This window comes from Streptomyces sp. NPDC041124, assembly GCF_055592385.1.
This window is the reverse complement of the sequence record NZ_JBVIYR010000001.1, coordinates 828,693-845,629: the sequence shown is the minus strand read 5'-3', so window position 1 is coordinate 845,629 and position 16,937 is coordinate 828,693. Positions and strand designations below refer to the sequence as shown.

Genomic DNA, 16,937 nt, shown 5'->3' with positions numbered 1-16,937 from the left:
ACGGGAACCCTTCTCTCCGTCGGGTCCTCTGAGTCAGTGACCACCGAAGGACTGACGAAGGGGGACGCCGTGCGCGCTCTCTCCCGCAGGGGAATGCTCGGGCTCGGTGCGGGGGCCGGTGCCGCTGCCGCCGTCTCGCTGGCCGGCTGCGGCGGCCACGGCGGCTCGGACGCGACTCCCGGTGACGCCTCCCGCTCCGGGGGAGGCGACCGGACCGGGACGGCGGAGCCGGAGCCGGCGAGGATGGCCCGCCCCATCGGTGACGGTTCCACCTCCTTCACCGGCGCGCAGCCCCACCAGCCGGAGCGGCCGGTGCCGCTGGAGCCGGGTCAGACACCCCCGCAGTTCGTCGTCTTCTCCTGGGACGGGGCCGGCGAGGTCGGCAACGGGCTCTTCCCGCGCTTCCTGGACCTCGCCAAGGAGCACGGCGCGGCCATGACCTTCTTCCTCTCCGGCGTGTACCTGCTGCCCGAGTCGAAGAAGCGGCTCTACGACCCGCCCAACAACCCGCGCGGCGCCTCCGACATCGGCTACCTCACCGACGGGCACATCAAGGACACGCTGAAGAACCTCCGCCGCGCCTGGCTCGAGGGCCACGAGATCGGCACCCACTTCAACGGCCACTTCTGCGCCGGCTCCGGCAGCGTCGGCAACTGGACGTCGCGGCAGTGGCGCAGCGAGATCGAGCAGGCCACGTCGTTCGTGAAGGAATGGCGCACCAACTCCGGCTGGACCGACCTGGAGTCCCTGCCCTTCGACTACGACAAGGAACTCGTCGGCGGCCGTACACCCTGTCTCCTCGGCCAGGAACGGCTGCTGCCCACCGCCCGCGCGCTCGGCTGGCGCTACGACGCCTCCTCGCCCGGCGGGCGGCAGGTCTGGCCCGCGAAGAAGCAGGGCATATGGGACCTGCCGCTCCAGCAGATACCTTTTCCCGGACGTTCCTTCGAAGTCCTGTCGATGGACTACAACATGCTCGCCAACCAGTCCCTCAACACCACCAGGGCCCCCGCCCACAACTACCCGGGCTGGCGCGAACAGGCCGCCGGTGCCTACATATCCGGCTTCCAGCGGGCGTACGAGTCGAACCGGGCGCCCTTCTTCGTCGGCAACCACTTCGAGCAGTGGAACGGCGGCATCTACATGGACGCCGTGGAACAGGCGCTGAAGCACATCGCGCGCGAGAAGGAGAAGGGCGGCGACGTGAGGCTCGTCTCCTTCCGGCAGTTCACCGACTGGCTGGACGTACAGCGGCCCGAGGTGCTGGAGCGGCTGCGCACCCTGGACGTGGGGCAGAAACCCGCAGGCGGCTGGACGGCGTTCGCCAGGGTGCCCGCGGGCACCACCGGGACGGGCGCCCCCGACGCCGCCTGATATGCGGGTTTCCCCCCGCTAGGGGGCCGGGCAGGGGGGTGCGCAAGATCCCCAGAACGGGCATGCGAAACTTTTCACATGAGTGCCGCCAGCCGTGCCCCCCAGCGCTCGAACCGAGCCCCGCAGAGCTCACGCCGCGCCACCCGCGTCCGCCGCCGCGCCACCCTGGCCGCGGGCGCCGCCGCGACCGCACTGCTCGTCTCGGCGTGCGGGTCGGGCGGGACGTCGGGCGGCGGAGGCAACACCAACTTCGTGGTCGGCGAGGACGGCATCTCCACGGCCGCCGCGGGCCGGCGCGCCGCCGCGCCCGAACTGTCCGGCAAGACACTCGAGGGCAAGCCGCTCGACGTCGCCGACTACAAGGGCAAGGTCGTCGTCCTCAACGTGTGGGGCTCCTGGTGCAACCCGTGCCGCGCGGAGGCCAAGTACTTCGCCAAGGTGTCGAAGGACTACGCCGACAAGGGGGTGCAGTTCGTCGGCATCAACACGCGTGACGGCAGCACCACGGCCGCCCTCGCCTTCGAGGAGGACTTCGGCATTCCCTACCCGAGTCTGTACGACCCGACGGGCAAGCTGATGCTCCGCTTCGAGAAGGGCACCCTCAACCCGCAGGCCGTCCCCTCGACCCTGGTCCTGGACCGGGACGGGAAGATCGCGGCCCGCTCGCTGACGGCCCTCGACGAGAAGCGGCTGCTGAAGATGCTCCAGCCGGTCGTCGCGGAGAAGTGACGTGACGGCCCTGCACACCCTCGCCGCCGAGACGGGCTACAACGGCACCGTGCTCAACGGCGCCCTGCTGGTCGCCCTGCCCATCGCCGTGCTCGGCGGGCTCGTCTCCTTCTTCTCGCCGTGCGTGCTGCCGCTCGTCCCCGGCTACCTCTCCTACGTCACCGGCGTCTCCGGCACCGACCTGGCCGAGGCCCGGCGCGGACGGATGGTCGCCGGCGCCGCCCTCTTCGTCGCCGGCTTCACCGTCGTGTTCGTCTCCGGCGGCGCCTTCTTCGGCTACTTCGGGCAGACCCTCCAGGAACAGTCGGGCGTCCTGACGAAGGTGCTCGGCGTCCTCATGATCCTCATGGGCGTCTTCTTCATGGGCCTGATGCCCTGGCTCACCCAGCGCGAGTTCCGCTTCCACAAGCGGCCCGCCGCCGGGCTGGCCGGCGCGCCCCTCCTCGGCGCCCTGTTCGGCATCGGCTGGACCCCCTGCATCGGCCCCACCCTCGCCTCCGTGCTCACCCTCTCCGCCCAGCAGGAGAGCGCCGGACGCGGCGCGATACTGACCGTCGCGTACTGTCTGGGGCTGGGCGTCCCCTTCGTGCTCGCCGCCGTCGCCTTCCGCAAGGCGCTCGGCGCCTTCGACTGGGTCAAGCGGCACTACGTCTGGGTGATGCGCATCGGCGGCACGATGATGATCGTGACCGGTGTGCTGCTGCTGACCGGCGCGTGGGACGCCCTCGTGGCGGAGATGCAGACCTGGTCCAACGGCTTCACGGTGGGGATCTGACCCGATGAGCGACACCACGACGGACAACACCCCGAAGACCGGTGACGACCAGGACCTGGGCGCCGCCGGCTCCCAGCTGTCCACCGCGCCCAAGGAGGAACCGCCGAACCTGCCCTCCCTGGGCGTCATCGGCTGGGTCCGCTGGTTCTGGCGGCAGCTCACCTCCATGCGGGTCGCGCTGCTGCTGCTCCTGCTGCTGTCCCTCGGCGCGATCCCCGGCTCGCTCATCCCGCAGACCGGCATCGACGAGACCAAGGTCGCCGACTTCCGCGAGCAGCACGACATCCTCGCGCCGGTCTACGACAAGCTCGGCCTCTTCAACGTCTACAGCTCGGTGTGGTTCTCCGCGATCTACATCCTGCTGTTCATCTCCCTCATCGGCTGCATCGTGCCCCGCACCTGGCAGTTCGTGGGCCAGCTGCGCGGCCGCCCGCCGGGCGCCCCCCGGCGCCTGACCCGGCTGCCCGCCCACACCACCTGGCGCACCGGAGCCACACCCGGGCAGGTGCGCGAGAGCGCCCTCGCCCTGTTGGAGAAGCGCCGCTTCCGCGCCCACGCCGTCGGTGACGCGATCGCCGCCGAGAAGGGCTACCTGCGCGAGGTCGGCAACCTGCTCTTCCACATCGCGCTGATCGTGATGCTGATCGCCTTCGCCTGGGGCCAGCTCTTCAAGTCCGAGGGCAACAAGCTGATCGTCGAGGGCGACGGCTTCGCCAACACGCTCACGCAGTACGACGACTTCAAGTCCGGCAACCTGTTCACCAACGAGGACCTGGAGCCGTTCAGCTTCCACGTGAAGGAGTTCACCGGCACCTACGAGCGCAGCGGCCCCAACAAGGGCACCCCGCGCACGTACGAGACGGAGCTCACCTACACCGAGGGAGCCGACGGCGAGGAGAAGACGGCTCTCGTCAAGGTGAACAAGCCGCTGGAGATCGGCGACGCCAAGGTCTACCTCGTCAGCCACGGCTACGCGCCCGTCGTGACCGTCCGCGACGGCAAGGGCAAGGTCGTCTTCCAGGACGCCGTGCCGCTGCTGCCGCTCGACGCCAACGTCACCTCCTCCGGCGTGGTCAAGGTCCTCGACGGCTACCGCAACCCGCAGGGAGAGAAGGAACAGCTCGGCTTCAACGCCTTCTTCGTGCCCACCTTCGGCGGCTCCGCCAGCGGCACGATGCTGTCCCAGTTCCCCGCGCTGGACTATCCGGTGCTCGCCCTGTCCGCCTACCACGGCGACCTGAAGGCCGACTCCGGCATTCCGCAGAGCGTGTACCAGATGGACAAGACCAAGATGAAGGAGTTCAAGGACGCCGACGGCGAGCTGTTCAAGCAGCTGCTCATGCCCGGCGAGACCATGACGCTCCCGAACGGCGCCGGCTCCGTCACCTTCGAGAAGGACATCAGGGAGTGGGCCGGCTACCAGATCGTCCAGGAACCGGGCGGCGGCTGGGCCCTCGGCGGCTCCGTCGTCGCGATCGCCGGACTCGCCGGCTCCCTGTTCATCCAGCGCCGGCGCGTGTGGGTGCGCGCCGTCGAGGGCCCCGACGGGGTCACCGTCGTCGAGATGGCGGGCCTCGGCCGCAGCGAGTCCGCCAAGGTGCCCGAGGAACTCGGCGAACTCGCCGGACTCCTGTACGACGAGGCCCCGGGCGTCCCGGCCCCCGGCCCGGACGAGACGTCCGCCCGGACCTCCGCGTCAACCGATCCCGATCCCGATCCCGATGCCGTGCCTGCCGAAGGGGCTGAGCAGCAGTGACTCTCGCCGCCGCGACCAACGAGAGCCTCGCGGAGATCAGCAACGTGCTGATCTACTCCGCGATGGCGGTCTACACCCTCGCCTTCTTCGCGTACATCGGCGAATGGCTCCTCGGCAGCCGCAGCAAGGTCGCCCGCACGGCCGCGGCCCTGACCCCCGGGACGGCGGCGAAGACGGCAGCCCCGGCCGTCACCGTGAAGCGGTCCGGCGGCACCGCCGTGCTGGAGCGGCCGAAGGTCGTCGTCCGCGCCGCGACGGGCTCGCGCGACGTGCCCGACGGGCCGGGAGCGCACGGCGGGGACGAGAAGGGCGACCTCTACGGGCGGATCGCCATCTCCCTCACCGTGCTCGCCTTCGCCCTCGCCTTCGGCGGCGTGCTCACCCGCGCGCTGTCCGTGGAGCGGGCGCCGTGGGGCAACATGTACGAGTTCAACATCACGTTCTCCACCACCGCGGTGGGCGTCTACCTGCTGCTCCTCGCGCTGAAGAAGAACGTCCGCTGGCTCGGCCTGTTCCTCACCACCTCGGTCCTCCTCGACCTCGGTCTCGCCGTCACCGTGCTGTACACCGAGAGCGACCAGCTCGTCCCCGCCCTCCACTCGTACTGGCTGTACATCCACGTCTCCACGGCGATCCTGTGCGGCGCGGTGTTCTACGTCGGCGCGTTCGCCACGATCATGTACCTGTTCAAGGACGCGTACGAGAACAAGCTGGCGAACGGCGGCAGGCCCGGCAGCTTCGCGACCTCGTTCCTGGAGCGACTGCCTGCGGCCGCCTCCCTGGACAAGTTCGCCTACCGCGTCAACGCGGCCGTGTTCCCGCTGTGGACGTTCACGATCATCGCGGGCGCGATCTGGGCGGGTGACGCGTGGGGCCGCTACTGGGGCTGGGACCCCAAGGAGACCTGGTCCTTCATCACCTGGGTCGCCTACGCCGGTTACCTGCACGCCCGCGCCACCGCCGGCTGGAAGGGCCGCAAGGCCGCCTACCTCGCCCTGGCGGCGTTCGGCTGCTGGCTGTTCAACTACTACGGCGTCAACATCTTCGTCTCCGGCAAGCACTCCTACGCGGACGTCGGCCTGGGCGCGCTGCACGCGGCGGGCTTCTGACACACGGGGGACGGGCCCGGGGTTGCCCCGCCCCACACCCCGCTCCCGCAACGCCGGAGGGGCTGATTCCCAGCCCGTCCGGCGTTTGAGGGCGAGGCCCGTTCAGGGCCGGAAGGGAGTCCGGGGGCAAAGCCCCCGGAGACGGGACGGGAAGGGGCGGCGGGGGCGGGAACCTCCCGGCCCCGCCCCCCGTCGGACGCACGGCACCCCCTCTGTACCCTGGCCCGATCGTCGCCGCACGCGCGGCAGTTGGGCCTGGGAGGAACGTCATGGGTGCTCCGGCACTGGAGGAGCTGCGAGAGGTCTGCCAGCCGCAGGCCAAGATGGAGAGCCGCAACGGCGAACACTGGGCCGGCCGGCTGTACATGCGGAAGATCTCCCTGCGCACCACCCGCCACCTGGTCCGCACCCCGGTCACCCCCGACCAGCTCACCTGGACCATGGTGGTCTGCGGCGTGGCCTCCGGCGCCGCACTGATGATCCCCGGCCTGACCGGCGCGATCCTCGCCGTGATCCTCATGCAGCTCTTCCTCCTCTTCGACTGCGTCGACGGCGAGGTCGCCCGCTGGAAGGGCCAGAACAGCGCGACCGGCATCTACGTCGACCGGCTCGGCGCGTACCTCGCCGACGCGGCCCTGCTGGCCGGAGCCGGCTACCGGGCCGCCGAGTCGGGCGTCGGCGGCTGGCTGTCGGTCGGCATAGCCACCGCCCTGGGCGTCGTCCTGCTCAAGGCCTCCACCGACCTGGTGGACGTCGCCCGGGCCCGCAGGGGCCTGATGGTCGCCGACGACGAGTCGACCCGCCCCCGCTCCCAGGGAGTGGCCACGGTCCGCCGCGTCGCCGCCGCGTTCAAGATCCACCGCGTCACCAACGGCATCGAGGCGTCGCTCGTCCTCCTCGTCGCCGCCGTCGCCGACGCGCTGACCGACAGCATCGACCCGACCCGCTGGGCGCTCGGTGCGCTCGCCGTCATCACCTGGGTGATGGTCCCGGCCCACCTGCTGTCGATCCTCTCCTCCTCCCGCCTGCGCTGACCCGGCGGCTCACTCGCCTGGGTGAACATCGCCGGTTCGGGACTCCACAAGGGCCCGGTTTCCCTACGTTCTACGCACATGCCGAAGACATATGTCGGCTGTGTCAGTTGAGAGCAAGGAAACCGATGGTCAAGCCGCCCCACGAGGCGATGCACCGCATCTTCCAGCACGACCCCGGGCTGTTCAGCCGGGTTTCGCGCTTCCTCGGAGTCGACCTCCCCAGACCGGTCGGGGCCACGCCCCTGCCGACCGACCTCACCGAGACCAGCCTCGTCGAACGCCGGGTCGACACGCTGCTGAAGTTCGAGACCGCGGAGCAGGGTGACTTCCTGCTGGCCATCGAGGCTCAGAGGAAAAGGGACCCGGACAAGCCGGCGAGCTGGGCGTACTACACCGCCTACCTGTGGACGAAGTACCGGCTGCCCACCGCCCTCCTCGTCGTCTGCCAGGACCACGCCACGGCGAAGTGGGCCCAGCGGGCCGTCAGCAGCGGACCGCCCCAGATGCCCACCCTCACCCTGCGTCCCGTGGTCGCAGGACCGCACAACATGCCCGTGATCACCGACCCGGACGAGGCCCGCGCCGACCTCGTCCTGGCCAGCCTGGCGGCCATCACACACGCGGCCGAACCCGCCGTCAATGCGATACTGAAGGCCCTCTCCACCGCACTGCGGGACGTGCCCGAAGACATCGCGGACCCCATCGTCGAATTCACCGCACAGGGCCTGGGCAAGTACCCGGCCAAGCACCTCTGGAGGAACCTGGTGGCCGTGGACCTCTCCTTCTACAAGTCCTACCTCGTCGAAGAGATCCGGGAAGAAGCCCGCGCCGAAGCCCGAGCCGAAGGTCGTGCCGAGGACATCCTGGTCGTTCTGGAGCAGCGCGGTCTCGACGTGCCGGACGACGTCCGCGGACGCATCACGGAGTGCGCCGACCTCGACGTCCTCCGTCGTTGGCTCGGCCGGGCCGTCGTCGTCCCGGAGGCCGGGGAGATCTTCGCCGAGGAGTGATGCGGCCGGGCCGCGCTCACTCCGCGGCCGCGCTGACCGACCGCCAGATCCGGTCCGGCAGGACCTCCGTCGCCTCGTCGAGGTCGACGTCACCGAGGGTCAGCCAGCGGCGGCTCACGCCGACCACCGGGCCGAGGATGAGTGACTCCAGGAGCGACAGCGGCAGGGGCGCGACCTCTCCCGACGCGACGTGCCCGCTCACCCACGCGGTGAGCGGGGTGAGCCGGGCCTCCTGGGCGTCGCGGAGCTGCTTCGCCTGCCGCATGCCGATCTCGTCGGCGCGGGAGGAGTGCAGGAGGAGGCCCGCCTCGCGGTGGTCCCGGATGAACGACAGGTACGCCCGCACGAGGGCCTCGATGCCGGTGCGGGCGGAGTCCGACCGCTCCAGCGCCGTGACCATCTCCACCAGCAGCCGCTCCAGCCAGCGCATCAGCAGAGCCGTCAACAGGCCGTCCATGCTGCCGAAGTGGTGGTAGAGGCTGCCGGGACTGACACCGCTCGCCCCGGTCACCGCGCTCACGGTGAGACCCTGTTCGCCCGACTCGCCGTAGACCCGCAGCGCCGCGTCCAGGAGCTGTTCGGCGGTGACCTCACCACGGTGCTGCTTGGGGCTCATCGCGCGGTCGCTGTACCTTCCGGTTTTTCTGGAGTGAATTTCTAGAATTCCCTTCCAATCCTAGCCCGCGCTGGTTCAGACTGACCCCTGCCGGCGTGCGGTCCGCCCGTCGCGGGGGAGCGGGTGGACCGCCACGGGTGGTGAGCCGACGGAAGACGAATACGGGGCACGCGTGATCGAGCTGGGCGGAAGCGGCGCCGAGCCGCTGGAGGACGAGGACCCACGACGGATCGGGCCGATCCCGCTCGTCGGGCGGCTCGGAGCCGGCGGCATGGGCCGCGTCTACCTCGGCGTGCACGAGGGCCGGTACGCCGCGGTCAAACAGCTGCTGCCGTCCATCGTGGCCGAGGACAAGGACTTCCTGCGCCGCTTCGGACACGAGCTGGACAACCTGGCCCGCTTACCCGAGCACGCCACCGCCCCGCTCCTCGCGGGCGACCGCACCGCCCGCCCGCCGTGGTTCGCCACCGCCTACGTCCCCGGCCTCACCCTGCGCGAGGCGCTCGAGGTCCACGGAGGGCCCCTTCCCGCCGAGGCACTGTGGCTGCTGCTGCGTGAGGCCGCGGCCGGCCTCACCGACGTCCACGCGCTGGGCATGGTGCACCGGGACATCAAGCCGTCCAACGTCATGCTCACCCTGGACGGCCTCGCCCTCATCGACTTCGGCGTGGCCCGCGCCGCCGAGCAGAGCACCATCACCGTCACCAACATGGTGGTGGGCACCCCCGCCTACATGTCCCCCGAGCAGGCGTCGGGAGCACGCAGGTCGACCGGGGCCGTCGACGTCTTCGCGCTCGGCTCGGTCCTCGCGTACGCGGCGAGCGGCCGGCCGCCGTTCGGTGACGAGTCCGGGCACGGCGTGCTGTACCGGATCGTGCACGAGCAACCCGACCTCGACGCCGTCCGGGAGGTGGACCCGGAGCTCGCCGAGGTCGTCGCGGCCTGCCTGGACAAGGACTACGAGGGCCGGCCCACCGCCGCGGAGCTGGTCGGCATCGCCGACCGGCACGGTCCGTTCGCCCCGCCCCTGTGGCCGTCGGCCGTCACGGAGCAGCTGGCCGCACGGGCCGCGTTCGCGGCGGCGGTCCCGGACGCCGGTGATCTCACGCTCCCCGAGCCGCCGCCGCGGCAGCCGGCCCCCGGGCCGGAGCAGGAGAAGGAGCGGGCGAAGGAGGCGGAGAAGCCTGAGGCGTCCCGGAAGGAGCGCCGCCGCACCCGTGTCCTGCCCGTGTTCGTCCCCGTGGTGGTCGTCGTGACGGGAACGACCCTCGCCTTCACCCTCCTGCCCCACATCACCGACGCCAGCGACGCGGCCGGACCTCCCCCCGCCTCCTCGTCGGCCACGGTCTCCGCGACCGCGACCCCGTCGGGAACGGCCGGCGGATCCGCGAAGCCGTCACCGTCCTCCTCGGAGAAGGAGCCGGAGTCCGGATCCGGGGAGTCGGCGACCACCCCAGGAGCGCCGGGCGCCGGCGCGGACGACCAGGACGCCGGCGTGCAGGGCGGCGGCGGATCCGCACCGGACGACGGCGCGGACGCGGGCGGCGGCGGAGGGGACGACGCGGCCCCGGACGGGCGGGCCGAGGCGCCGTCGACGGGCGGATCCACCCTGCGCAACGGGGGGAGCGGACAGTGCCTCACCGCCTCCGGCGGACCCGGGTACGGCTATGTCTCCGGGGGCAGCTGCACTGCCGGGACGGCCCGCTGGAGCCTGCGGAGCACGGCGTCCGGCGCCTACCGGATCGTCCAGCAGACGACCGGCAATTGCCTGTCCGCCTACGGATCCATGCACAGCGCGACCTGCGGCGCGGACGACGCCCAGGAGTGGCGTCTCGGTGCGGGCGGCACCGTGGTCCTCACCAAGACCGGAAAGTGCCTGGACCATGCCCGGCCGAGCGGCATGATCATGGCGCGGGAGTGCGACGGGTCGGCGGGTCAGCGCTGGGCCAGGAGCTGACGGGGGCTGACGCGGGCGGCGGCGGTCAGGCGGACCCGCCGCGATCGCCGTCCCCCGGCTTGTCGTCCTTGTCCTTGTCGTCGTCCAGCGACTTCAGGAACTCGGGGTTGTCGTCCGGCGCCACCCACTGGCGGCGGCCGCCGCCCCACGCGGAGCCGCCCGCGCCCACGGGGTGGCGCTTCTTGCCGGCGATGAGCCAGGAGATCGACCCGACCAGCGGGAACAGCAGGACCAGGATCGCCCACAACGGCTTGGGCATGTGACGGATGTCCTCGTCCTTCGTACTGATGCAGTCGATGAACGCGTACACGCTCAGTGCCAGGGGCACGAGGAACATCAGCACCCGCAACATGGGGCCTCTCCAGCGAAAGCAGCGAAAGCGGTGGGCGGTACAGGGCCAGGGTAACCGCTCGGGGATACTTGACCCCATGGCTTACGACGATCTTCGCTCCCTGCTCAGGGCGCTGGAGCGCGAGGGCGACCTCAAGCGCATCAAGGCCGAAGTCGACCCGCACCTGGAGGTCGGTGAGATCGTCGACCGGGTGAACAAGGCCGGCGGTCCCGCCCTGCTCTTCGAGAACGTGCGCGGCTCGGGCATGCCCCTCGCCATGAACGTGTACGGCACCGACCGCCGCCTGCTGAAGGCGCTCGGGCTGACGTCGTACGCGGACATCAGCGACAAGATCGGCGGGCTGCTCAGGCCCGAGCTGCCGCAGGGTTTCGTCGGCGTGCGCGAGGCCTTCGGGAAGCTCGGTGCGATGACGCACGTCCCGCCGAAGAAGGTGAAGTCCGGCGACGCGCCCGTGCAGGAGGTCGTGCTCACGGGTGACGACGTGGATCTGGAGCAGCTTCCGGCGCTGTTCACCTGGCCGAAGGACGGCGGCTCGTTCTTCAACCTGGGGCTGACCCACACCAAGGACCCGGAGACCGGCATCCGGAACCTGGGCCTGTACCGGCTCCAGCGGCACGACAAGCGCACCATCGGCATGCACTGGCAGATCCACAAGGACAGCCGCAACCACTACCAGGTGGCCGCGCGACGCGGAGAGCGGCTGCCCGTCGCCATCGCGTTCGGCTGCCCGCCGGCGGTGACGTACGCCTCCACCGCCCCCCTCCCCGGGGACATCGACGAGTACCTGTTCGCGGGGTTCGTGCAGGGCAAGCGGATCGAGATGGTCGACTGCAAGACCGTCCCGCTGCAGGTGCCGGCGCAGGCCGAGGTCGTCATCGAGGGCTGGCTGGAGCCCGGCGAGATGCTCCCCGAGGGGCCCTACGGCGACCACACCGGCTTCTACACCCCGCAGGAGCCGTTCCCCGCGCTGAAGATCGACTGCGTGACGATGCGGAAGCGTCCGCTGCTCCAGTCGATCGTGGTCGGCCGGCCGCCGACCGAGGACGGGCCGCTGGGACGGGCGACCGAGCGGTTCTTCCTGCCGCTGCTGAAGATCATCGTGCCGGACATCGTGGACTACCACCTGCCCGAGTCGGGCGGCTTCCACAACTGCGCGATCGTCTCGATCGACAAGAAGTACCCCAAACACGCGCAGAAGGTGATGCACGCCATCTGGGGCGCCCACATGATGTCGTTGACCAAGCTGATCGTGGTCGTGGACTCCGACTGCGACGTCCACGATCTGCACGAGGTGTCCTGGCGGGCCCTCGGCAACACCGACTACGCCCGTGACCTCACCGTCGTCGAAGGCCCCGTCGACCATCTCGACCACTCCTCCTACCAGCAGTTCTGGGGCGGCAAGGCGGGCATCGACGCGACGAAGAAGTGGCCCGAGGAGGGGTATACGCGCGACGGGGGCTGGCCCGACATGGTGGAGTCCGACCCCGACACGGCGGCGAAGGTCGACCGCCGCTGGAAGGAGTACGGACTGTGAGTCCCGACGCCGAGGGCAGCCCGGCGCTCTTCATCGGCACCGACACCGACTACGTGGCCCTCGTGCGCCCCGAGCTGGACCCGGCCGACGAGGGGGTCCGCCGGGCGGCCGAGGAGGCGGGCGTCACGCCCGAGGAGCTCGCCGGCTCCGGTGACACCTGGGCGGTCCTCTTCGAGCAGGGCGGCGAGGGCGACGGCTTCGAACTGCCCGGCGTGCGGGACGCGGAACCCGCCGAGTTCGCGCGGCGGCTCCGCGAGGAGCTCGCCGCCGCCGCGGGCAAGCCCTTCACGGTCGACGGCGGCGCGGTGCTGCGGCTGGACGGCCGCCCGTCCGGCACCGACGCGTACGTCTTCACCGCGCACCTCACCCCGCCCGACGACTCCGGCACGGCGCCGGCCGTGAAGACGGGCGCGCAGCCCGTCGCCGCGCTGCTGGCCGACCTCGACACGTTCCTCGGGAGCCTCGCATGATGACCACCGCCGACGGGGTCGTGGGTCCGGGCCCCGCACCCCAGCCGGGGCGCGTCAGGGCGTTCCTGCGCCTCGTCATGATCGAGCACTCGGTGTTCGCGCTGCCCTTCGCCTACATCGCCGCGCTCACCGCGATGTACGAGTGGGACAGGAGCATCCACTGGGGCGAGCTGCTCCTGGTCACCGTCGCCATGGTCGGGCTGCGCACCTTCGCGATGGCCGCCAACCGGATCATCGACCGCGAGATCGACGCCCGTAACCCGCGCACCGCGCACCGCGAACTGGTCACCGGCGCGATGTCGGTCAAGCACGCCTGGACCGGCGCGCTGGTCGCCCTCGCCGTCTTCCTGGGCGCGGCGGCGCTGCTCAACCCCCTCTGTCTGGCCCTCGCGCCCGTCGCCGTGATCCCGATGGTGGTGTATCCGTACGGCAAGCGGTTCACCGACTTCCCGCAGGCGATCCTCGGACTCGCCCAGGCCATGGGGCCGGTCGGCGGCTGGCTGGCGGTCACCGGGTCCTGGTCCTGGGACGCGGTGGTGCTCGGTCTGGCGGTCGGCATCTGGATCGGCGGCTTCGACCTGATCTACGCCTGCCAGGACGTCGAGGCCGACCGCGAGACCGGCGTGAAGTCCGTCCCGGCCCGCTTCGGCATCCCGGCCGCGATCCGGGGCGCCCGCGCCTGCCACGCCGTGACCACGGCCCTGTTCGTCTGGTACGCCCTCCTCACCGACGCCGGTGCCTTCTTCTGGCTGGGCCTGCTGATCGTCGCCGGGGCCTTCGTCTACGAGCACACCATCGTCCGCCCCACCGACCTGACCCGGCTGAACCGGGCGTTCTTCAGCGTCAACGGTTTCATCGGGATCGCGCTGTTCGTCTGCGCGCTGCTGGACCTGCTGGTGCGCGGACTGACGGTGTAGGGCCGGGAGCGGGAGCGTCAGACCGGCAGGTGCCGGGATTCGCGCGGGCGGCGGAAGAGGAACGCCGCCGTCACGCCCGCCACCAGGCCGATCAGATGGCCCTGCCAGCTGACGCCGGACTGGGTCGGGGCGAGGCCCGCCAGGATCGAGCCGCCCCAGACCGCGGCGATCAGCACCCCCACGATCACGCCCCAGGGGCGGCGCTCGACGAAGCCGCTGACCAGCAGGAAACCGAAGAGGCCGAAGATCAGGCCGGAGGCGCCCGCGGTGTTGCTGTCCGCCGGGGATATGAGCCACACCCCCAGACCGTCGGCCACGACGATCAGGGCGCAGACGGCGAGGAACCGGCGGATGCCCCCGAGGGCCGCAAGGAAGCCCAGGACCAGCAGCGGCACGCTGTTGGCGGCGACATGGGCGAAGCCGAAGTGCAGGAACGCCGCCGGGAGGATGTCGACCAGCTCGGACGGGACGCGCGGCACGATGCCGTAGTCGTCCAGGGCGTGCCCGGTGGCCGTGTCGATCACTTCGAGCAGCCACAGCAGGGCCACCCAGCCCGCCATCAGCTTGGCCGCGGTCCCGATCCGGTCGCCCTGCGACCACTGCGGACGCGAACCCGACATCATCCACCCCCCGCCGTCGGTCCGTTCTCCTGGAAGAACGCCCGGCACCCCTTGCCCGGTTCCCACCCTGTGACTCCCGATAGGCTCGGTGTCGTGAACCCAGTCAAGCCAGGAGAGACGCGGCGTACGCCTTGGATCGTAGGGGTGTCCGGCGCCTCCGGCACCCCGTATGCCGCCTCGGTGCTGCGGGCGCTGCTCGCCGCCGGCGAGAGCGTCGACCTCGTCGTCAGCCGGGCCTCGCGGCTCACCCTGCTCGACGAGACCGGCATCTCCTTCCGTGACGCCCACTGGCGCGACGACCTGCGGGAATGGCTGTCCCGGGGCGCGGACGGAAAGCCGGACACGTTCACCGTCGACCTCGACGGCGTCCGGCACTGGGCCGCCGGTGACCTCGCGGCCGGCCCGTCCTCGGGGTCGTATCCGAGCAAGGGCATGCTCATCGTGCCCGCCTCCACGGCCTGTGTGGCCGGGGTGGCGCTCGGCCTGTCCAAGGACCTGCTGCAGCGGGCGGCGAGCGTCACCCTGAAGGAGGGACGCACGCTGGTCGTCGCCGTGCGGGAGACCCCGCTGAACGGCCAGACCCTGCGGCACCTGGTGACGCTGGACGACGCGGGCGCCGCCGTGGTGCCCGCCTCACCCGCCTTCTACGCGGGCGCGACGCACATCCAGGACCTGGTGGACTTCGTCGCCGGACGCGTACTCGACGCGGCGGGTGTGGAGCACGGGCTCTACCGCCGCTGGAAGGGCGAGCTCGGCGGCGGATCCCGCGCCGACTGACCCGGGCCGGCACGTCACCACGGCGCGGCGGTACGTCACCACGGCACGGCAGCACGGCACGCACCACCCCTTCACGTACCACCCTTTTCAGCAACGTTCGTACCTCTTCAGTGGAAGGCTCGATTCGAATGGACGCGGTGGACAGGCAGCTCATCCAGGCCCTGAGGGAGAACGGCCGGGCCTCCTACGCGGAGCTGGGGCGCCTCGTCGGCCTGTCGGGACCCAGCGTCACCGACCGCATCAACCGGCTGGAGGCGGCCGGTGTCATCACCGGTTACCGCGCCACCGTGGACTCCGCCTCGCTCGGTCTCGGCGTCACCGCCCTGATCGGCATCTCGCTCTCCGACGCCGCCGACCACGAGGACGTGGCGCAGCGGCTGAAGGACCTCGGGGAGATCGAGGACTGCTGGTTCATCGCCGGTGACGACTCCTTCATGCTCAAGGTGCGGGCGAGCGACGTGGACGGCCTGGAGAAGATCATCCGCCGGCTGTCCGGCACCAAGGGCGTCTCCCGGACCCGGACCACGATCGTGCTCTCCACCAAGTGGGAGAACCGCGTCGGTGAGCTGCCCGAAGAGGCGCAGTAGGAGGAGGCGCGGAGCGTCGTTCGGGGGTCCCCCCGCCCGAAAGGTGGGGGAGTACGGTTGACGGGCCTGTCTGAAGAGGTCGCAAAGGTCGAGGGAAAGAGGGACGGCATGGACGTCGGGCTCAAGCGCGAGCTGGAGGAGAAGGTCAGGGCGGGCGAACGCCTGACCCGTGAGGACGGCATCGCGCTGTACGAGTCGGACGACCTGGCCTGGCTGGGCGGGCTGGCGCACGAGGTGCGGACGCGGCTCAACGGCGACGTCGTGCACTTCAACGTCAACCGCCACCTCAACATGACCAACGTGTGCACCGCCTCCTGCGCCTACTGCTCCTTCCAGCGCAAGCCGGGGGAGAAGGACGCCTACACGATGCGTATCGAGGAGGCGGTGAAGCTCGCCAAGGCGATGGAGTCGGAGAACCTCACCGAGCTGCACATCGTCAACGGACTGCATCCCAACCTGCCGTGGCGCTACTACCCGCGCTCGCTGCGGGAGTTGAAGGCCGCGCTGCCGGACGTCTCGCTCAAGGCGTTCACCGCCACCGAGATCCACCACTTCGAGACCATCTCCGGCATGTCCGCCTCGGAGATCCTCGACGAGCTGATCGACGCCGGTCTGGAGTCCCTCACCGGCGGCGGCGCGGAGATCTTCGACTGGGAGGTGCGGCAGCACATCGTCGACCACCGCACCCACTGGGAGGACTGGTCGCGCATCCACCGGCTGGCGCACGAGAAGGGGCTCAAGACCCCGAGCACCATGCTGTACGGGCACATCGAGGAGCCCCGCCACCGGGTGGACCACGTCCTGCGGCTGCGTGAGCTCCAGGACGAGACCGGCGGCTTCCAGGTCTTCATCCCGCTGCGCTACCAGCACGACTTCGTGGACATGAAGGACGGCAAGGTGCGCAACCGGCTCCAGGCGCGGACGCAGATGGCGACCGGGGCGGAGGCGCTGAAGACGTTCGCGGTGTCGCGGCTGCTGTTCGACAACGTGCCCCACATCAAGGTGTTCTGGGTGATGCACGGGGTGCAGACGGCGCAGCTCGCCCTCCAGCACGGTGCGGACGACATGGACGGCTCGGTCGTCGAGTACAAGATCACGCACGACGCGGACAACTTCGGTACGCCGAACAAGCTGACGCGGGAGGACCTGCTGGACCTGATCAGGGACGCCGGGTTCCGGCCCGTGGAGCGGAACACGCGCTACGAGATCATCCGCGAGTACGACGGTCCCGACCCGGCGCGCCGGGAGGCACCGCAGCCGATGCGCGTCTGAGGGGGCCGCCCCTTCGGCCCCGCCGCCGGGGGCTCCCGCGCTTGTGCC

The 16,937-nt window shown here is 70.8% G+C and carries 17 protein-coding genes; 14 read left to right on the top strand and 3 right to left on the bottom strand.

The window, feature by feature from the left end; genetic code table 11:
• Positions 1–93: 93 nt before the first annotated feature.
• From ACZ6A9_RS03995 to ACZ6A9_RS03965, 7 genes are all read left to right on the top strand, one after another.
• Positions 94–1,374: a polysaccharide deacetylase family protein gene (locus ACZ6A9_RS03995; protein ID WP_468977965.1), complete on the top strand. Its 1,281-nt coding sequence runs from the start codon at positions 94–96 to the stop codon at positions 1,372–1,374.
• 78 nt (positions 1,375–1,452) lie between these two features.
• A complete protein-coding gene (locus ACZ6A9_RS03990; protein WP_468977627.1) occupies positions 1,453–2,103 on the top strand; it encodes a TlpA family protein disulfide reductase in 651 nt (216 codons plus the stop codon).
• A gap of 1 nt (position 2,104) precedes the next feature.
• Positions 2,105–2,878 carry a cytochrome c biogenesis CcdA family protein gene (locus tag ACZ6A9_RS03985; protein WP_468977624.1) on the top strand — a complete coding sequence of 258 codons (774 nt, stop codon included), beginning with the start codon at positions 2,105–2,107 and terminating at the stop codon, positions 2,876–2,878.
• 4 nt (positions 2,879–2,882) lie between these two features.
• Positions 2,883–4,634 (top strand): cytochrome c biogenesis protein ResB, encoded by a 1,752-nt coding sequence (gene resB / locus ACZ6A9_RS03980; protein WP_468977621.1) that lies wholly within the window; start codon positions 2,883–2,885, stop codon positions 4,632–4,634.
• Complete coding sequence (gene ccsB / locus ACZ6A9_RS03975) at positions 4,631–5,743, top strand: c-type cytochrome biogenesis protein CcsB (protein WP_468977616.1); 1,113 nt, start codon at positions 4,631–4,633, stop codon at positions 5,741–5,743. Before resB ends, ccsB begins: the two co-directional genes overlap by 4 nt.
• A 269-nt stretch (positions 5,744–6,012) precedes the next feature.
• Positions 6,013–6,777, top strand: a complete 765-nt coding sequence (locus ACZ6A9_RS03970) for a CDP-alcohol phosphatidyltransferase family protein (protein ID WP_468977612.1) — start codon at positions 6,013–6,015, stop codon at positions 6,775–6,777.
• Between the two features lie 125 nt (positions 6,778–6,902).
• Positions 6,903–7,787 (top strand): hypothetical protein, encoded by an 885-nt coding sequence (locus tag ACZ6A9_RS03965; RefSeq protein ID WP_468977607.1) that lies wholly within the window; start codon positions 6,903–6,905, stop codon positions 7,785–7,787.
• A 16-nt stretch (positions 7,788–7,803) separates the two neighbouring features.
• On the opposite strand, the gene ACZ6A9_RS03960 is transcribed toward ACZ6A9_RS03965, so the two are convergent.
• Complete coding sequence (locus ACZ6A9_RS03960) at positions 7,804–8,403, bottom strand: TetR/AcrR family transcriptional regulator (RefSeq protein ID WP_468977602.1); 600 nt, start codon at positions 8,401–8,403, stop codon at positions 7,804–7,806.
• A 172-nt stretch (positions 8,404–8,575) separates the two neighbouring features.
• On the opposite strand from ACZ6A9_RS03960, the gene ACZ6A9_RS03955 reads away from it, so the two are divergent.
• Positions 8,576–10,360 carry a serine/threonine-protein kinase gene (locus tag ACZ6A9_RS03955; RefSeq protein ID WP_468977597.1) on the top strand — a complete coding sequence of 595 codons (1,785 nt, stop codon included), beginning with the start codon at positions 8,576–8,578 and terminating at the stop codon, positions 10,358–10,360.
• Positions 10,361–10,385: 25 nt separating this feature from the next.
• Here the strand turns inward: ACZ6A9_RS03955 and ACZ6A9_RS03950 are convergent, their stop codons facing one another.
• On the bottom strand, positions 10,386–10,712 hold the full coding sequence (locus ACZ6A9_RS03950; RefSeq protein ID WP_468977593.1) for a PLD nuclease N-terminal domain-containing protein: 327 nt from the start codon (positions 10,710–10,712) through the stop codon (positions 10,386–10,388).
• 76 nt (positions 10,713–10,788) lie between these two features.
• Here ACZ6A9_RS03950 and ACZ6A9_RS03945 point away from each other — a divergent pair, with 76 nt between their 5' ends.
• From ACZ6A9_RS03945 to mqnP, 3 genes are read left to right on the top strand one after another with little or no spacing between them, the layout of a single operon-like run.
• A complete protein-coding gene (locus ACZ6A9_RS03945) occupies positions 10,789–12,246 on the top strand; it encodes a menaquinone biosynthesis decarboxylase (RefSeq protein ID WP_468977587.1) in 1,458 nt (485 codons plus the stop codon).
• On the top strand, positions 12,243–12,716 hold the full coding sequence (locus ACZ6A9_RS03940) for a hypothetical protein (RefSeq protein ID WP_468977581.1): 474 nt from the start codon (positions 12,243–12,245) through the stop codon (positions 12,714–12,716). Before ACZ6A9_RS03945 ends, ACZ6A9_RS03940 begins: the two co-directional genes overlap by 4 nt.
• Positions 12,713–13,633 carry a menaquinone biosynthesis prenyltransferase MqnP gene (gene mqnP, locus ACZ6A9_RS03935; RefSeq protein ID WP_468977578.1) on the top strand — a complete coding sequence of 307 codons (921 nt, stop codon included), beginning with the start codon at positions 12,713–12,715 and terminating at the stop codon, positions 13,631–13,633. Before ACZ6A9_RS03940 ends, mqnP begins: the two co-directional genes overlap by 4 nt.
• A gap of 17 nt (positions 13,634–13,650) precedes the next feature.
• Here mqnP and ACZ6A9_RS03930 read toward each other — a convergent pair whose 3' ends face one another.
• Positions 13,651–14,253, bottom strand: a complete 603-nt coding sequence (locus tag ACZ6A9_RS03930) for a rhomboid family intramembrane serine protease (RefSeq protein WP_468977572.1) — start codon at positions 14,251–14,253, stop codon at positions 13,651–13,653.
• Between the two features lie 93 nt (positions 14,254–14,346).
• Here ACZ6A9_RS03930 and ACZ6A9_RS03925 point away from each other — a divergent pair, with 93 nt between their 5' ends.
• The 3 genes from ACZ6A9_RS03925 to mqnE all read left to right on the top strand — a co-directional run bounded on the left by ACZ6A9_RS03925 (position 14,347) and on the right by mqnE (position 16,889).
• Positions 14,347–15,030 (top strand): UbiX family flavin prenyltransferase, encoded by a 684-nt coding sequence (locus tag ACZ6A9_RS03925; protein WP_468977567.1) that lies wholly within the window; start codon positions 14,347–14,349, stop codon positions 15,028–15,030.
• A 128-nt stretch (positions 15,031–15,158) separates the two neighbouring features.
• Positions 15,159–15,617 (top strand): Lrp/AsnC family transcriptional regulator, encoded by a 459-nt coding sequence (locus ACZ6A9_RS03920; protein ID WP_189558526.1) that lies wholly within the window; start codon positions 15,159–15,161, stop codon positions 15,615–15,617.
• 108 nt (positions 15,618–15,725) lie between these two features.
• Positions 15,726–16,889: an aminofutalosine synthase MqnE gene (gene mqnE, locus ACZ6A9_RS03915; protein ID WP_468977558.1), complete on the top strand. Its 1,164-nt coding sequence runs from the start codon at positions 15,726–15,728 to the stop codon at positions 16,887–16,889.
• The last annotated feature ends 48 nt before the right edge of the window (positions 16,890–16,937 follow it).

Bases quoted from the DNA above. Each gene is read 5' to 3' on its own strand.
- ACZ6A9_RS03990 (WP_468977627.1), top strand. From the start codon at position 1,453: ATGAGTGCCGCCAGCCGTGCCCCCCAGCGCTCGAACCGAGCCCCGCAG.
- mqnP (WP_468977578.1), top strand. From the start codon at position 12,713: ATGATGACCACCGCCGACGGGGTCGTGGGTCCGGGCCCCGCACCCCAG.
- ACZ6A9_RS03920 (WP_189558526.1), top strand. From the start codon at position 15,159: ATGGACGCGGTGGACAGGCAGCTCATCCAGGCCCTGAGGGAGAACGGC.
- ACZ6A9_RS03995 (WP_468977965.1), top strand. From the start codon at position 94: ATGCTCGGGCTCGGTGCGGGGGCCGGTGCCGCTGCCGCCGTCTCGCTG.
- ACZ6A9_RS03960 (WP_468977602.1), bottom strand. From the start codon at position 8,403: ATGAGCCCCAAGCAGCACCGTGGTGAGGTCACCGCCGAACAGCTCCTG.
- ACZ6A9_RS03930 (WP_468977572.1), bottom strand. From the start codon at position 14,253: ATGTCGGGTTCGCGTCCGCAGTGGTCGCAGGGCGACCGGATCGGGACC.
- resB (WP_468977621.1), top strand. From the start codon at position 2,883: ATGAGCGACACCACGACGGACAACACCCCGAAGACCGGTGACGACCAG.
- ACZ6A9_RS03945 (WP_468977587.1), top strand. From the start codon at position 10,789: ATGGCTTACGACGATCTTCGCTCCCTGCTCAGGGCGCTGGAGCGCGAG.
- mqnE (WP_468977558.1), top strand. From the start codon at position 15,726: ATGGACGTCGGGCTCAAGCGCGAGCTGGAGGAGAAGGTCAGGGCGGGC.
- ACZ6A9_RS03970 (WP_468977612.1), top strand. From the start codon at position 6,013: ATGGGTGCTCCGGCACTGGAGGAGCTGCGAGAGGTCTGCCAGCCGCAG.
- ACZ6A9_RS03950 (WP_468977593.1), bottom strand. From the start codon at position 10,712: ATGTTGCGGGTGCTGATGTTCCTCGTGCCCCTGGCACTGAGCGTGTAC.
- ACZ6A9_RS03965 (WP_468977607.1), top strand. From the start codon at position 6,903: ATGGTCAAGCCGCCCCACGAGGCGATGCACCGCATCTTCCAGCACGAC.